Annotated in this window: 15 protein-coding genes; 14 read left to right on the plus strand and 1 reads right to left on the minus strand. The window is 62.3% G+C overall.

Going from position 1 to position 16,097, the window contains the following annotated elements; translation table 11 throughout:
- Positions 1–6 precede the first annotated feature (6 nt).
- From ccoP to CIW50_RS04140, 8 genes are all read left to right on the plus strand, one after another.
- On the plus strand, positions 7–882 hold the full coding sequence (gene ccoP, locus CIW50_RS04105) for a cytochrome-c oxidase, cbb3-type subunit III (protein ID WP_149529957.1): 876 nt from the start codon (positions 7–9) through the stop codon (positions 880–882).
- A 99-nt stretch (positions 883–981) separates the two neighbouring features.
- On the plus strand, positions 982–2,430 hold the full coding sequence (gene ccoG / locus CIW50_RS04110; RefSeq protein ID WP_149529958.1) for a cytochrome c oxidase accessory protein CcoG: 1,449 nt from the start codon (positions 982–984) through the stop codon (positions 2,428–2,430).
- Between the two features lie 11 nt (positions 2,431–2,441).
- Complete coding sequence (locus CIW50_RS04115; protein WP_149529959.1) at positions 2,442–2,942, plus strand: FixH family protein; 501 nt, start codon at positions 2,442–2,444, stop codon at positions 2,940–2,942.
- Positions 2,943–2,950: 8 nt separating this feature from the next.
- On the plus strand, positions 2,951–3,121 hold the full coding sequence (gene ccoS / locus CIW50_RS04120) for a cbb3-type cytochrome oxidase assembly protein CcoS (RefSeq protein WP_149529960.1): 171 nt from the start codon (positions 2,951–2,953) through the stop codon (positions 3,119–3,121).
- 184 nt (positions 3,122–3,305) lie between these two features.
- The gene (locus CIW50_RS04125; RefSeq protein WP_149529961.1) at positions 3,306–4,886 is read left to right on the plus strand and encodes a GMC family oxidoreductase; all 1,581 of its coding nucleotides are present in this window, start codon (positions 3,306–3,308) and stop codon (positions 4,884–4,886) included.
- 44 nt (positions 4,887–4,930) lie between these two features.
- Positions 4,931–6,094 (plus strand): M20 family metallopeptidase, encoded by a 1,164-nt coding sequence (locus CIW50_RS04130; RefSeq protein WP_246664131.1) that lies wholly within the window; start codon positions 4,931–4,933, stop codon positions 6,092–6,094.
- An 80-nt stretch (positions 6,095–6,174) separates the two neighbouring features.
- Positions 6,175–7,896, plus strand: a complete 1,722-nt coding sequence (locus tag CIW50_RS04135; RefSeq protein WP_149529962.1) for an FAD-binding protein — start codon at positions 6,175–6,177, stop codon at positions 7,894–7,896.
- Positions 7,893–8,228, plus strand: coding sequence for a 2Fe-2S iron-sulfur cluster-binding protein (locus CIW50_RS04140; protein ID WP_149529963.1), 336 nt, complete (start codon positions 7,893–7,895; stop codon positions 8,226–8,228). Before CIW50_RS04135 ends, CIW50_RS04140 begins: the two co-directional genes overlap by 4 nt.
- 68 nt (positions 8,229–8,296) lie before the next feature.
- Here CIW50_RS04140 and CIW50_RS04145 read toward each other — a convergent pair whose 3' ends face one another.
- Positions 8,297–8,656 (minus strand): MarR family winged helix-turn-helix transcriptional regulator, encoded by a 360-nt coding sequence (locus CIW50_RS04145; protein WP_349636734.1) that lies wholly within the window; start codon positions 8,654–8,656, stop codon positions 8,297–8,299.
- A gap of 36 nt (positions 8,657–8,692) precedes the next feature.
- Here CIW50_RS04145 and CIW50_RS28930 point away from each other — a divergent pair, with 36 nt between their 5' ends.
- The 6 genes from CIW50_RS28930 to CIW50_RS04170 all read left to right on the plus strand — a co-directional run bounded on the left by CIW50_RS28930 (position 8,693) and on the right by CIW50_RS04170 (position 15,923).
- Complete coding sequence (locus tag CIW50_RS28930; RefSeq protein WP_172980176.1) at positions 8,693–8,947, plus strand: hypothetical protein; 255 nt, start codon at positions 8,693–8,695, stop codon at positions 8,945–8,947.
- Positions 8,948–8,957: 10 nt separating this feature from the next.
- Entirely contained in the window at positions 8,958–10,235 is a 1,278-nt protein-coding gene (locus CIW50_RS04150; protein WP_149529964.1) for an amidohydrolase/deacetylase family metallohydrolase, read from the plus strand.
- 40 nt (positions 10,236–10,275) lie between these two features.
- Entirely contained in the window at positions 10,276–12,657 is a 2,382-nt protein-coding gene (locus CIW50_RS04155; protein WP_149529965.1) for a xanthine dehydrogenase family protein molybdopterin-binding subunit, read from the plus strand.
- The gene (locus CIW50_RS04160; protein WP_149529966.1) at positions 12,654–13,490 is read left to right on the plus strand and encodes an FAD binding domain-containing protein; all 837 of its coding nucleotides are present in this window, start codon (positions 12,654–12,656) and stop codon (positions 13,488–13,490) included. The genes CIW50_RS04155 and CIW50_RS04160 overlap by 4 nt, the downstream gene beginning before the upstream one ends.
- Positions 13,487–14,689: a xanthine dehydrogenase family Fe-S subunit gene (locus tag CIW50_RS04165; RefSeq protein WP_149529967.1), complete on the plus strand. Its 1,203-nt coding sequence runs from the start codon at positions 13,487–13,489 to the stop codon at positions 14,687–14,689. The genes CIW50_RS04160 and CIW50_RS04165 overlap by 4 nt, the downstream gene beginning before the upstream one ends.
- A 79-nt stretch (positions 14,690–14,768) precedes the next feature.
- Positions 14,769–15,923 (plus strand): ABC transporter substrate-binding protein, encoded by a 1,155-nt coding sequence (locus CIW50_RS04170; RefSeq protein WP_149529968.1) that lies wholly within the window; start codon positions 14,769–14,771, stop codon positions 15,921–15,923.
- The last annotated feature ends 174 nt before the right edge of the window (positions 15,924–16,097 follow it).

Below are 16,097 nucleotides of genomic sequence, written 5' to 3' on the forward strand. Positions count from 1 at the left end.
CAGATCATGAGCGATCATCAAGTCGAAGTCGACAAGCCCACCGGCAAGACCACCACAGGTCATTCCTGGGATGGCATCAAGGAGCTCAACACGCCGCTGCCGCGCTGGTGGGTGATGACCTTCTATCTCACCATTATCTGGGCGATCGGTTATTGGGTCGTGTATCCGACCTGGCCGATGATCTGGGGCTACAGCAAGGGCATCGCGGGTTACTCGTCACGCGCGGATGTTGCCGTCGGTCTCGCCAATCTCGAAAAGATCCGTGGGGGCAAGATGGCGGCGCTGGGCGCTGCGCCACTTGCCGACATCGAGAAGGATCCGGCGTTGCTGGCGCTGGCGCGTGCCAGGGGCCGCGTCGTGTTCGGCGACAACTGCGCGCCGTGCCACGGCACTGGTGCGGCCGGAGCCAAGGGCTTTCCCAACCTGAACGATGACGACTGGCTGTGGGGTGGTACGCTTGAGCAGATCGAGAAGACGATCCAGTTCGGCGCGCGGTCCGGCCATGCTGAGACCCATGAGGGAGCGATGCTCGCCTTCGGCCGCGATGGCATGTTGAAGAAGCCGGAGATCGAGACCGTTGCCAACTATGTGCGGTCGCTATCAGGCCTGCCGGCGGCAAAGGGTTATGACGCCAATGCCGGCCATAAGCTGTTCGCCGACAACTGTGCCTCGTGCCACGGCGATGCCGGCAAGGGCAATCCGGAGATGGGCGCCCCGAACCTGACTGACAACATCTGGCTTTACGGGTCGGACGAGGCGACGATCGTCGAGACCATCAGCAATGGCCGCAACGGCGTGATGCCAGCCTGGATCGGACGCCTCGATCCGGCAACCATCAAGGCGCTGACGGTCTATGTGCATTCACTGGGGGGTGGACAATAAGTCATAGTCGCGCGGGGGCGAATCCGCGATGCCTTTGACGTACATCAATTGCAGCGCACCGGCGAAGTCTAGGGTCATTCCAGAGACGAGAGTGACTCCATGAACAAGCCTGTCGCGCCAGAGGAATTCGACTACGGCCCGCTTTATGCGGCGCAGAAGAAGGTCTATCCGCAGAAGGTTTCCGGCACGTTCCGCCGCATCAAATGGGGGCTGATGGCGGTCTGCCTCGGCATCTATTATTTGCTGCCGTTCGTGCGCTGGAATCGCGGCCTAGGTGCGCCCGATCAGGCGGTTCTGGTCGATCTCCCGAACAGCCGGTTCTATTTCTTCATCATCGAGCTGTGGCCGCAGGAGGTCTATTTCTTCACAGGCCTGCTGATTCTGGCCGCGCTGACCCTATTCCTGATGAATGCCGTCGGCGGTCGTGTCTGGTGCGGCTATCTCTGTCCCCAGACGGTCTGGACCGATTTGTTTTTCGCCGTCGAGCGCCTAATCGAAGGTGATCGGCGTGAACGGATGAAGAAGGAGGCCGAGGGTCTTACGCTGCAGCGTATCGTCGAACTGACGATGAAGCACTCCATCTGGCTTCTGATCGCGTGGTGGACCGGCGGCGCCTGGGTACTCTATTTCAACGACGCGCCGACGCTGGTGACGCAACTCGTGACGTTCCAGGCGCCCGCGCTGGCTTATATCTGGATCGCGATCCTGACTGCGACGACCTACACGCTCGCGGGCTGGATGCGTGAGCAGGTTTGTCTCTATATGTGCCCGTGGCCGCGCATCCAGGCGGCGCTGACGGATGAGTGGGCGCTCAATGTCACCTACAGGGCTGATCGCGGCGAGCAGCGTACGTCACTGAAGAAGGCCAATGAGTTGCGTGCGCTCGGCCAGCCCGCCGGCGATTGCATTGATTGCTTCCAATGCGTGGCCGTCTGCCCGACCGGTATCGACATTCGCAATGGGCCGCAACTGGATTGCATCCAGTGCGGACTGTGCATCGACGCCTGCGATACCGTGATGAGCAAGATCGATCGTCCGACGCGGCTGATCGGCTATGACACTGACATCAACATTGCCAGACGCAAGGCGGGCAAGGCCGAGATCACGCGTATCATCCGGCCGCGCACAATCGTGTATGCCGGCCTCATCGCCGTCGTCGGTCTCGTCATGCTCTATGCGCTGCTGACCCGTTCGCTGCTCGATATCAATGTGCTGCATGATCGCAATCCGGTCGCCGTACGTCTGAGCGACGGTTCGATCCGCAATGCCTATACGGTACGCTTGCTGAACAAGCGCGGCACCGGGCGTGTGGTCATGCTCGATGTCAGCGGCCCGGTGAATGCCACTATCCATGTGGTGGGCAACGATGCGGTGTCAACGGACCGGCCGGAGATCGTGCTGGGCCGCGACCAGACCACGGAGCTGCGCGTGCTGGTGACGGCACCCGCCGCAAGCAATCCCGACAGGTCGATCCCGCTGGTGATGCGCGTCAGCGATGCCGCCCATGGCGACGTGGCATCGGCCACCGATCATTTCGTTGCACCGTGAAGGAGAACCGCATGAATAGTGCTGTTGTCGGAGCTCGTCCCATCACCGGCCGGTTCGTTCTGATCTGCCTGATCCTGTTTTTCGGCATGATCATCGCCGTGAACGTCATCATGATGAAATTTGCGCTGGAGACGCTGCCGGGCGTCGAAGTCGACAGCCCTTATGCGGCCAGTCTCGCTTACGGGAACGAGATCGCGGCTGCTCGAGGGCAGAGCAGTCGCGGATGGAAGGTCAGCGCGCATGTCGAGCGCGACGCTGCAGGCGATGCCACCGTCCGCGTCCAAGCGCAGGATCGCAACGGCAATCCGATCACGGGACTGAGTTTCACCGGGCGGCTGGAGCGGCCGGCGGATCGTCGTGCCGACCGGTCGGTTGAGCTGGTCGACATGGGCGACGCAATCTATCGCGGCAAGGTCACCGAACTTGCGCCGGGTCTCTGGGATCTGGTGCTTGACGGTGAGGCGGGTGGGGAACGGATGTTCCTGTCGAAGAACCGACTCGTGCTGAAATAGGCCCGGACATGCAGTCCCTCATCATCCTCGTGCCGCTGGCACTCGCGCTCGGGCTGCTTGGCCTCTGGGCCTTCTTGTGGTCGCTGAAAAGCGGGCAGTATGAGGATCTGGAAGGCGCAGGATGGCGCGCCATCCTCGATGATGATTCCCCGACGAAGAAGCCCGGCGACCCCGTCTGAACCGTTCGCCGTTTATTTTCTCGCCGTTACAACTTTATCGTCATGCCTTTGCCGCGTGTTGCCCCTGCAGTGGGCCGGCTGGCGTCTGCTGTGCGCCCGGCGCATACTGCCGGGAACGGATTTTGCACGTCTTCGCCCGGTCAAGACCGGCGCGATACGCCCCAGCAGAGAGAAATGAAGCACTATGTATGATGTGATCGTCGTCGGTGGTGGATCTGCCGGCGCTGCGGTGGCTGCCAGACTCTCCGAAAATCCGGCCACCCGCGTGCTGCTGCTCGAAGCCGGTCTCGACTGGCGCGCGGCCGACGCGCCGTGGGAAGTCACCACGCCGAATCCGATCCCGATCATTCACCAACGCGAATTCCAGGAGAAGTGGCAGTGGCCACAACTGCATTCGCGCCGCGTCGCGGGGCAGGACCAGCGCTTCTACTGGCGCGGCAAGGGCCTCGGTGGCTCCTCCATGATGAACGGACAGATCGCGATCCGCGGCGTTGCGGATGCATTCGACGAGTGGGCGTCGATGGGCTGCACCGGCTGGTCGGCCAAGGAGATCATGCCGCTGTTCTCGGTGATTGAGGATGATCTTGACCTCGGCGACAGGCCCGGCCATGGCCGCGGTGGGCCGCTGCCGGTCTATCGTGCGCCGCCGGAGACATGGGGCCCGATCGACAAGGGTCTGCGCGATGCCGCATTGGCGTCAGGCTATGCGTGGTGCGACGACGTCAATGGTCCGGATGGCGAAGGCGTCGCCTGCTATCCGATCAACAGCCGCGATCTGCGGCGTATTTCGACCAATGAAGCCTATCTTGAGCCGGCGCGCGGCCGCACCAATCTCGAGATCCGCGGTCATGCGCTGGTCGATCGCGTTGTGATCAAGGATGGTCAGGCCACCGGTGTGATCGTGCACTTTGGGGGCCAGGGCACGCAGGAAATCAGCGCGCGCGAGATCGTGTTGTGCGGCGGCTCGATCCACAGCCCGGCGATCCTGCTACGCTCGGGCGTCGGCCCCGCGGCTGAGCTAAAGGCGATGGGTATTGCCGTTCAACGCGACCTGCCCGTCGGCCAGAACTTCTTCGATCATCCGCTGTTCCGCACCACCATCAAGCTGCATGACGACGTTGAACCGAAGGACAAGGATACGCGTCATACCAATTGCTGCGTCACCTATTCGTCCGGCCTCGACGATGGTCGGCGCGACATGATCCTGATCGCCTTCAATCATCGCGGTATTGGCAACCCCGGCGCGATCGGCGCGGGGCTGTATCGCGCTTATTCTCGCGGCACACTGAAGCTCGCGTCACCCGATGCGACGATCGATCCGATCGTTGAAGAGAACATGCTGTCGGATCCACGCGACATGGCGCGTATGGTCGACGCGGTGAAGCGACTTGCTGTAATCACCACGCAGCCGGCGCTTGCCGGTATAGCCGACTGGATTCGCCTTACCGATACGGACCTCACACTGCCGCAGGCGGCAGCGCTGCCGTTGCATGAGCTGGAGGCTCTGCTGCGCCGTGACACCGGCGACATCCAGCACGCCTCGGGCACTTGCCGCATGACGGGCTTCGATATGACTGACGGCGTCGTCAATCCGGATGGCACGGTGAAGGGTATTGCAGGCCTGCGGGTGGCCGATGCTGCGATCATGCCGGCCGACTGTCGCGCCAACACCCACTTCACCGCGGTGGTGATCGGTGAAGCTATTGCGCGGATGATGATGCGCAAGCAGGACAGTGCCGCACCTGCCGTGGCGATGGCGAAGTAAGAATGCGCAACGTAAGCGCCCCAAGAATGAGCGAAGGACGATGCATGTCAAAAAATACCGAAGCCCAGATCATCGAATGGCTGGCGTCACAGAAGCAGCCGATGATCGATCTCCTGCGCGACGTCGTGAATATCGATTCCGGCTCCTTCGACAAGGAAGGCGTCGATGCCGTCGGCGCCCGCTTTGAGCAGCACTTCGCTGAATATGGCATCGAGACCTGGCGAGAGCCGCATGATGTCTATGGCGATGCGGTTCATGGGCTGATCGGCAAGCCCGGCAGTAATGAAAAGCCGGTCCTGCTGATGGGTCATCGCGATACAGTGTTTCCCAAGGGCGAAGTCGCCAAGCGGCCCTTCACCATCAAAGGCAATCTTGCCCATGGCCCGGGTGTCGCCGATATGAAGGCCGGCGTCGTCATCAACGTGTTCGTAGCCGCGGCGCTGAAGAAGTTCGATGCAGCGCCGTGCCCGATCAAGCTGTTGATCACCGGCGACGAGGAGATTGCATCGCGCTCGTCGCGGCCGATTATCGAGCGCGAGGGGCGTGCCGCTCGCGCTGTCTACAATTCCGAACCTGGCCGTCCGACCGGCAATATCACGACGGGCCGCAAGGGTGGCGTCTTCATGCGCTTCGAAGTCTTTGGCAAGGCCGCGCATTCCGGCAATAATTTCTCCGTCGGCATCAGCGCCATCGGCGAACTCGCGCACAAGATCGTGCAGATCCATGCGCTGACCGATATGGACAAGGGCATCACGCTGAATGTCGGCCTGGTCTCGGGTGGCCAGTCGGTCAACACCACGGCGCCCCATGCCGAAGGCGAGATCGATTTCCGCTATATCGAGCCGGCCGACCGCGCGACCGTCATGGACGCGATCGAAAAGATCATCGCGACATCGACCGTGCCGGGCACGACGGCGAAGCTGCATATCAACGGCGAATTCCTGCCATTGGTGCAGGACGCAGCCGCCAAGGCGATGTTCGATGTATATCAAGCCGCAGCAGTGGATTCCGGCCTTGCTACCCTGACCGGTGAATTTGCCGGCGGCTGTGCGGATTCAGGTTTCACCGCCAGCGTCGGCACGCCGACGCTCTGCGGCCTCGGCCCCGTCGGCGGCAATGTCCATACCGACCTGGAGTGGCTGGATATCGAAAGTATTGTTCCACGTGCGCAGACGCTGGCGCGGGCGATCCTGCGCACGGAGATTTGACGAAAGGCAAAGCGTGGCATGGTTCTGGCACGGTGATGGTTGCTGACAACGCTATTGTTTGAAGAGACACTCGCCTGACCATGACATCATCCCCTCCCGTTATCTCGGTTCCCATCCATCTCGAATCCGACGTCCTCGTGGTCGGCGCCGGTGGCGCCGGCATGTATGCCGCGCTGGAAGCGGCGAAGGGCGGCGCTTCGGTCATTCTCGCCGACCGCAGCCTGATCGGGCGCGGCGGTGCCACCGTGATGGCGCAGATGACGGTAGCCGCCGCCTTGGGCGAGCAGACGCCAGATCACTGGGAGCATCATTTCGCCGATACGCTCGCTGCAGGCCGCGGGCTCTGCGACGAGCGTCTCGCGGCATTGCTCTGCGAAGATGGTCCGCAGCGATTGCGCGAGATGGATGCGTGGAAGGTCGGCTGGGCGCGCGAAGACGGCCATATCAAACAGGCACAAGCGCCGGGCCATGACCGCCCGCGCTGCGCTTATGTGGATTTTCTGTCCACGGGTCCTGCAGTATCGAAGACGCTACGCACGCAGTTGAACAATGCGAGCGGCATTCGCCGCATCGGCGATCTCAGTATCGTCGATATCGCATTGCGCGACGGCGAGGCCTGCGGCGCAACCGCGTTGCATCTGCCGACCGGGCAGACGGTGACATTGGCTGCAAAGGCGGTGATCATCGCGACCGGCGGTCTCACGGGACTTTATCGCCGCAACAGCGCCTCGTCGAATATGGGCGGCGATGGTTATGCGCTGGCATTGCGCGCCGGTGCCGATCTGATCGACATGGAATTCGTGCAGTTCTTCCCGATCGGCCATCTCGCGCCGCGCCTCGTCGGCATGGATCCGATCATGTGGGATCCGTTTCGCTACAAGCTCGGTGGCAAGCTGCTCAACTCCGAAATGCGCGAATTCGAGATGGATTACGCCACCAAGGACGCGCGTAGCGATGGCACTTACAAGCTCACGCGCGATCTCGCGACCTATGCGATCACCAAGGAAGTCGAGGCCGGTCGGGGAAGTCCCGCCGGCGGCGCTTATCTCAGTTTCCAGCATGTGCCGGAGGCCGAGATACGCAAGGCGTTCGGCCCGGTGGTGGATCGTCTCGCCGAAAACGGCATCGATCTGGCGCAGCGTCCTGTCGAGGTTGCGCCGATCGCGCATTATCATATGGGCGGCATTCGCGTGGACGAGATGATGCAGACCGGCGTGCCCGGGCTCTATGCTTGCGGCGAAGCGGTCGGCGGCGCCAATGGGGCGAACCGGTTGTCGGGCAATGCAATCACCGAAGCCTTTGTGTTCGGCGCGCGGGCCGGACGCAGCGCTGCGGAGCGCGCGAAGCAGGGCGCGTCGATGTGGACTGCCGATGCGGCGCAGCCGACGCTCGATCTACTGCGTAGCGCCAGCAAGCGCGATGCACCAAATCCCGCTGCGATTATCGTGAAGTTGCAGGCCGTGATGGCCGATGATGTCGGCCCGTTCCGGACCGATGTGAAATTGCGTTCGGCCATATCAGCCATTGCGCAGTTGAAGGCCGATATCGGCAATACACCATTTGCGTCTGCCAAAGCCTTCGATCCCGTGCTGGCCGACTGGCTCGATCTCCGCAACATGCTCGCCGTCGCGCAATCCGTAGCCGTACCGGCACTCGCACGCACCGAAAGCCGCGGTGCGCATCAGCGCGACGATCATCTTGGTCTCGATGAAGCCTGGAGCGTCAACCAGATCGTTACTGTGTCGGACGGCGACATAACTCTGCGCAAAGTGATGCCCACAACCGGAAAGGCTGCCGCATGAAAGCGACACTCAGCATTCAGCGCGGTGCGCTCGGCGAAGCGCCGCGTCACGACGCGTTCGACATCCCCTTTGAACACGGCCAGTCGATCCTCGATGGGTTGCGCGCCATTCGCCGGAGCATGGATCCCTCGCTGGCGTTTCGCTTCTCCTGCATCAATGCGAATGCGTGCAAGGAATGTATGATGCTGATCGATGGCAAGGTCGATTACGCCTGCACGGTTCGGCTTAAAGAGGGCATGACGACGCTGGCACCGCTGCCGAAGAAGGCGCTGATCCGCGATCTCGTCACCGAGATCGCGCCGCCGGATGAACGCTTGATGTCGCGATCTTGAAACGGTTGCTGCCTGCCGCGCGGTCAGACTGATTAATTTATAGTCGTTCTAATCTGAGGAAGCCGGCCTTATTCCGCCAAATCGGCCGATCCATCGCGGCTGCTGTTCGTTGCGACAATGCGCTGCATCATGGCGATAAACGCTGTCTGTTCCGCCTTGGTGAGGTTGCCCAGCGTTGCCTTATGCGCCTCGCGGGCGCCGGCTTCGATCTTGTCCAGCAATGCGACGCCGGCAGGTGTCAGCCGGCAGATGCGGGCGCGGCGGTCGTCATCGCTGACCGGGCGCTCGACCAGTTTGCGGACTTCGAGCCGTTTCAGCGCGCCGGTTGTTGTCGTGCGATCCAGAGCAATATCAGCGGCTAAGGTGGTCTGATCGGCTGTTCCGCGCGCCGCGAGTGCCGACAGTAGACTGTATTGCAGTGGGGTCATTTCGAAAGCGCTGCACGCCTCCTGGAATAGAGCGACATGGATCTGGTGCAACCGCCGGATCAAAAATCCCGGTCGCTGGGCCAGCGGCCAGGGCTTGTGGACGGGCTTGTCACGGCGCGGCTTCGCCTGGGGCAACGCAGTCTCTCCTTGTGTCGGCTGCTGCTCGTATGGTGCGAGCGCGCTCAAAAACTACCGCATCGCAATGTTTATGGCACGGACTTTGCTTTTGTAAAATACGAAGTATGCTTCGTATTTTGGTGGGCCTCTAAAATTGAGGTCGCCAAAGCGTAAGGAGATCGCCATGTCTGTTACTGCCTCATTCGACCTGCTGCTGCGCGGTGGTCGCGTTATCGATCCCGCAGCCGGCATCGATGGCATCAAGGATGTCGCCATTCGCAACGGCAAGATTGCCGCCGTGCAGTCCGACATTCTGCCGACCAGCGCGAAGGAAGTCGTCGATGTCTCCGGCAAGCTGGTGCTGCCGGGCATGATCGATACCCATGCGCATGTCTATCAGTATGTCAGCGGTCGTTTCGGCATGCAGCCCGACATGGTCGGCGTGCAGTCCGGCGTCACCACGCTGATCGATCAGGGTGGCCCGTCCTGCATGACGTTGCCCGGCTTTCGTCATTTCATCGCTGAGCCCGCGAAATCTAGGGTCTACGCGTTTCTGTCCGCCTATCTCGTCGGCGGTCTCGAAGGGCACTTCTATCCCAACCTCTACAGCCCGGACGGCGTCGATATCGAGGCGACCACCAAGTCGGCGATCGCCAATCGCGATCTGGTGCGCGGCATCAAGGCTCATGCGGAAATCGGCGGCTTCGCGCGCTGGGGCATTCGCGTGATGGAGATGGCGGCGGAGATAGGCAAGCGCGCCGAGCTGCCGGTCTATGTGCATTTCGGCCAGCTCTGGGGCCTGCCGGAGTCAGGCAACAATGGCGAGGACGTCGATACGATTCTGGAGCGCGTGATTCCGCTGCTGAAGGAAGGCGACGTGCTGGCGCATCCGTTCACGCGCCATCCCGGCGGTTTCGTCAATCGCGAAGGTGTGGTGCATCCGGTGATCCAGGCCGCGATCGATCGTGGCCTCAAGATCGATGTCGGCCATGGCAGCCACTTCTCCTATCGCCTCGCCAAGAAGGCGATCGCTGCTGGTATCGTGCCGAACACGCTCGGCGCCGATATTCATGGCTATAACACCGAGGTGCCTGCGCCTGCCGGCACGCCGGATGAGCACGAGGATGACGAGAACCATCCGTTCAAGGGCCAGGCCAAGTTCAGCCTGGTGCAGGCGATGAGTTCGATGATTTCGCTGGGCCTCACGCTCGAGCAGGTGGTGCCGATGGTGACGTCGAACCCGGCCAAGATGATCGGTCTGTCGGACAAGATCGGCTCGCTGAAGGTCGGCATGGACGCTGATGTCTCGGTGTTGGTCGAGAAACCCGGCCGCTACGTCCTGCGCGACAACGAGAACACCGATGTGATTGCGAACGGCCTTCTGCAGCCGGCCTTCTGTCTGCGTGAAGGCGTTCGGTTTGAGCCGATCGCGCCGATCCTGCCTCAGGCCGTCGCGGCCTGAGATCAAACGCATACTCGTGAGAGACGCCGGGGGTTCGTCGATGCGCAATGAGCGCGATCTGTCTTCTGTTGCACCTGCGTCAAAGCAGGGCGTTGGCGCGCGCGTGCCGCGCAAGGAGGACGATCGCCTCATGCGCGGGCGCGGGCAATTCGTCGGCGATATCAGGCTGGCTGGATTACAGGACGTCGCTTTCGTCCGCAGTCCACTGGCGCATGCGCGGATCCGGGCGATCCATATTCCCGAGCGCTATCGCGATGTGGTGTTCACGTCCGCCGATCTTGTCGGTATCAAGCCGATTCGCGCGATCACCGGTCTTGCGGGCTTCAAGCCCTCCGACCAGCCGATTCTGGCAACCGACAAAATCCGACAGGTCGGCGAACTCGTCGCCATGTGCGTCGCGCCCACGCGCGCCGAGGCCGAGGATATCGCGGCCTCCGTCACGCTCGATCTCGAAGAGTTGCCCGCCGTCTACGACATGCTGAAAGCGCGCGAACCCGGCTCGCCGCTTGTGCACGAGCCCTGGGGCGACAACATCTTTCTCGAAAGCTTCTTCGAGCTCGATATTTCCAGCGCGCTCGATGCCCCGATCAAAGTGACGCGCGAGATCTCGACCGCGCGACAATGCATGTCGCCGCTGGAAGGCCGGGGTGTCATCGCCACGTTCGATCATCGTCTCGATCAACTCACGCTTTATACGGGCAGTCAGATGCCGCACATTGTGCGCAACGGCCTGTCCGATTGCCTTGAGATGGATCAAGGACAGATCAGGATCGTCTCGCCCGATGTCGGCGGCGGCTTCGGTCACAAGGGCATCTTGCTGCCGGAAGAAGTCTGTCTTTCATGGCTGACCATGAAGCGCGGTTTTCCGGTACGCTGGATCGAGGATCGCCGCGAGCATCTGGTCGCAAGCTCCAACTGCCGCGAACATCACTACAAGATCACCGTTTATGCCGATCGCGACGGCACGCTGCGCGGCATCGATTGCGAAGCCACGGTCGATTCCGGTGCCTACTCGTCCTATCCGTTCTCGGCCTGCCTCGAGGCGGCGCAGGTGGTCAGCATCCTGCCCGGCCCCTATCAGATGCCGGCCTATCGCTGCCGGACCTATTCGGTCGCCACCAACAAATGTCCGATCCTGCCCTATCGGGGGGTCGCACGTACCGGTGTGTGTTTCGCGCTGGAGCTGATGCTTGATTTGGTCGCCGCGGAAGCGGGCCTTGAGCCCGGCGACGTCCGTCTGCGCAATCTGGTGCGGCCGGAGCAGATGCCGTTCGACAACATCACCAAGAAGCATTTCGACAGCGGCGATTATCCCGAAGCACTGCGCCGCGCTGTGGCGCAGATCGATATCGACGGCATTCGCGCGCGCCAGCGCAAAGGCGAGGAGGACGGGCGGCTGATCGGCGTCGGCCTGTCGATCTATTGCGAGCAGGCGGCGCACGGCACCTCAGTCTATTCCGGCTGGGGCATTCCCATGGTGCCTGGCCACGAACAGGCCACCGCGCGACTGACGCCGGATGGCGGGCTTGAACTTAAGGTCGGTGTGCATTCGCACGGGCAGGGGCTTGAGACGACGCTGTCGCAAGTCGCGTTCGAAATGCTCGGCGTCGATGTCGGCAAGATCCGGGTCGTTCATGGCGATACGGCGATGACGCCGTATTCGACCGGCACCTGGGGTTCGCGCTGCATGGTGATGGCCGGTGGCGCTGTGGCGACGGCCTGTCACGAGCTCGGCGAACGCGCCAAGAAGATCGGCGCCAAGCTGCTGCAGGTCGACGAAGCCAATGTCGTGCTGGTGGACGGCGAAATCCGTGGGCCCAACGGCAGCGTGACACTGAAGGAAATCGCGCACACCTGGTATCGCCGCCCGCAGGATCTGCCGGGCGATGTCGACCCAGGCGGGCTTGAAGCGACCTCCGGCTACAAGCCGCAGCGCGACAGCGGCACCTTCAGCTACGCTGCGCATGCGGTCACCGTCGCCATCGATCCTGATCTCGGCGATGTGGAAATTCTCGATTACGTCATCGTTGAAGACGGTGGTGTGCTGGTCAATCCGATGATCGTCGACGGCCAGATCTATGGCGGCCTCGCGCAAGGCATCGGCACGGCGCTCTATGAGGAAATGCCGTTCGATCGAGCCGGCCAGCCGCTCAATACCACGCTCGCGGATTACCTGCTGCCCGGCCCGACTGAAGTGCCGATGCCGTGGCTCGATCACATGGAGACGCCGTCGCCCTACACCAAATTTGGCGTCAAGGGCATCGGTGAGGGCGGCGCCATCGCGCCGCCGGCCGCGATCGGCAATGCGGTCAACGATGCGCTGCGCAGGCTCGGCGTCGAAATGCTGCAATCGCCGATCACGCCGCGCCGCGTGCTCGAAGGCATTCTGGCCGCGCGCGATGCGAAGAGGACCGCCGCATGAAGCCGGCACCTTTCGCCTATGAGCGCCCGCGCGATATCGCCTCGGCTCTGGCAGTGATGACCGGTACCGAGGGCGTTGTTAAGATCATGGCCGGTGGCCAGTCGCTGGGGCCGATGCTGAATCTGCGTCTGGTGGCGCCTGACACAATCGTCGACATCACCGGGCTCGCTGAATTGAAGCATGTGGAAGTCACCGGTGATGAGCTGGTGATCGGTGCCTGCGTCACCCATGCCGATATCGAGGATGGCCGCATTCCCGACGTGACGCGCGGTGCGATGCAGCGCGTGGCGTCAGCTATCGCCTATCGCGCGGTGCGCAACCGCGGCACCGTCGGCGGCTCGCTCAGCCATGCCGATCCCTCCGCCGATTGGGTCTCCACCTTCGCAGCGCTTGGCGCGACTTTGTCGCTGCGTAGCGCCAAGGGCGCGCGTCTGGTCGCGATGAAGGATTTCATGCTGGGTGCGCTGGAAAGCGTGCTGCAGTCCGGCGAGATGCTGGAAGCCGTGCGCGTACCGGTGATGTCTCGCTCAGCGCGCTGGGGCTATGTGAAGAGCTGCCGCAAAACAGGTGAATTCGCCCACGCCATTGGTGCTGTGCTGATCGATCCCGAGGCAGGCAGCGCGCGTATCGTCATCGGCGCAGTCGAGGCCGCTCCCATCATCGTTGAGAATACCAACGAGATGTTCGGTGGGCGCATCACCGGCGATTTCAAGACGCGCTTCGATGCGCGCGTCGCCGACGCCCTGCTGTCGAAGGCCGGCATGAGCGATGCCGCGGACCGGCACATCCATGTCACGGTGCTGCGCCGCGCCGTTGCGGAGGCTGCGGCATGAATTCGGTCGAACTCACCGTCAACAAGCGCGTGGTCCAGAAGGTGGTCGAGCCGCGCACCAGCCTTGCTGACATGATGCGCGATACGCTGGATCTCACCGGCACCCATCTCGGCTGCGAGCATGGCGTCTGCGGCGCCTGCACGATCCTGGTGGATGGCGTGCCGACGCGGTCCTGTATCACTTATGCAGTGGCGTGCGATGGCGCTGACGTTACCACCATCGAAGGTCTCGATGACGACGAGATCGCTGGCGAATTGCGTGCGGCCTTCACGCGCGAACATGCCTTGCAATGCGGTTACTGTACCCCGGGGATGCTGGTCTCCGCACGCGATCTGGTGAAGCGCCTGCCGGATGCTGACGAGAAGCAGATCCGCATCGGCATGTCAGGCAATCTCTGCCGCTGCACCGGCTATGTCGGCATCGTCCGTGCCGTGCAGTCGGTGATCTCCGAACGCCGCGCGCGCGATATTGCGCCGGAGCCGGATGGTGGCCGCAAGGTGCTGGGGCCGGCCGGGTCGGGGCACAATGCGTGTGTCAGCTTCCAGAAGCTGATGTCCGCGAAGCCTGCTGTATCCGAATCCGCTGCCGCCGGCGCACCACTGGACATTCCAGACTTCACGCCATCGACCACGATCGAGCAGCAATTCACGGTCGCGCATGCACCTGCAAAAGTCTTCGCCCTGTTCGACGACATCGCGGCCGTCGCATCCTGCCTGCCTGGGGCTACGCTGGTCGGCACGCCAAAGCCCGAGCGCGTCGAAGGCGCGATCCGCGTCAAGATTGGACCCATCTCCGCGAACTTCAACGGTGCCGCGCGGGTCGAACGCGACGAAGCCAATCTTTCGGGGCGCATTCTCGGCGTTGGTAGCGACCAACGCAGCCGCTCCACGACCCAGGGAGCAATCCGCTACCGGCTCGTGCCGCTTGATAACGGCGCAGCGACGCGAGTCGAACTCACCATCGGTTACAGCCTCACCGGCATGCTGGCGCAGGTCGGCCGCAGCGGCCTCGTGCGCGACCTCGCAAGCCGGCTGGTCGCGGAATTCGCGGGCAATCTCGATCGTCGCCTAAGAGGCGATGTGATATCGGCGCCGTCTGCGGCGGCCGATCTGAATGGTGTTTCGCTGATCCTCGGTCTCCTGCGTGAGCGCGCGACGAATTTTGTTCGCCGCCTCACCGGGCGTGGAGGATCGGCGTGAGAGATCGACGTTCGCTTGGACATGCGAACGGCGAGGTTTGGACTGCGCAAGCTTCATCAGCGTAACACTGGAGGACCACATGATACGGACCATCAAGGCAGCTTCGGCGACAGCCCTGGCAATTGCTTTCCTGAGCAGCGCCGCGACTGCGCAAACCATCAAGATCGGCGTCAATGAGCCGCTGACAGGAGCCTTCGCTGCATCGGGCACCTATGTCGTCAACGGCGCCAAGATCGCCGCCGACGAAATCAACGCCAAGGGCGGCTTGCTCGGCAAGAAGATCGAGCTCGTCATCGAGGACAACAAGAGCAACCCGACGGAAGCCGCTGCCGTCGCCGAGAAGCTGATCACTCGCGACAAGACGCCGGTGATGCTGGGCGCCTGGGGTTCCAGCCTCACCCTCGCCGTGATGCCGAAGCTGGTCGAATACGAAACCGCGATGGTCGTCGAGACCTCGTCGGCAAGCAAGATCACCACCTCGGGTAACCCTTACGTGTTCCGCATCTCGCCGCCGTCCTTCGTGGAAGCGGCTGCGTTCAAGAACATCGTCGACAAGCTGGCGCTGAAGAAGGTGGATTTCCTCGTCATCAACAATGACTGGGGCCGCGGCACCGCCGAGGACTTCAGCAAGATGATGAAGGAAAAGGGCATCACCATCGGTCTGGTCGAGACCATGGACCAGTCGGCGCAGGACATGAGCGCGCAGCTAGCCAAGATCAAGGCAACGGATTCGGAGACCGTGATTATCACGGCCGCGGTTGACCAGTTGACGTTGATCTTCAAGCAGGCTGCAGCGCTCGGCCTGAAGAAGCGGATCATCACCACCGGTGGTTCGCAGAACCCCGACCAGATCATCGCGCAGGCCGGTGCTGCTGCGAACGACACCATGCATCTGACCACCTTCCTGCCCTGGATGCCGGAAAAGACGCCGAACCCGGAAGCCACCACCTATTTCATTGGTGAGTGGAAGAAGCGCGGCTTCGATTTCGCCGGCTGCACCGAGAGCTTCCGCGGCTATGATGGCATTCGCACCATTGCGGCCGCCATCGAAAAGGCCGGCAAGGCCGAGCCTGCAGCGATCAAGGACGCGCTCTGGAAGATCGACGTCAAGGGTCTGAACGGCGACATCGTGTTCAAGAAGTCTGGTCCGGCAGGTTCGGAGAGCGGCCAGAGCTTCCCCAACGTCTATCTGATCGAAATCACGAGTGGCAAGATCGTGATGAAGGATCTGTGATCCAAGCTGGTCGTTCCGGGGCGTTCGCGCATCTTTGCGCGAGCGAGCCTCAGCCACTCCGGTTGGAGTGGCGGGGAACCTCGAAGTGAGATTCACTACTGCGAGATTCCGGGTCTTCGCAGCAGCCGGCAAGCCGTCTGCCGCGAATCCCGGAATGACATAAAAGGGAACATC

Source organism: Tardiphaga sp. P9-11 (assembly GCF_008329525.1).
Taxonomy (GTDB): Bacteria; Pseudomonadota; Alphaproteobacteria; order Rhizobiales; family Xanthobacteraceae; genus Tardiphaga.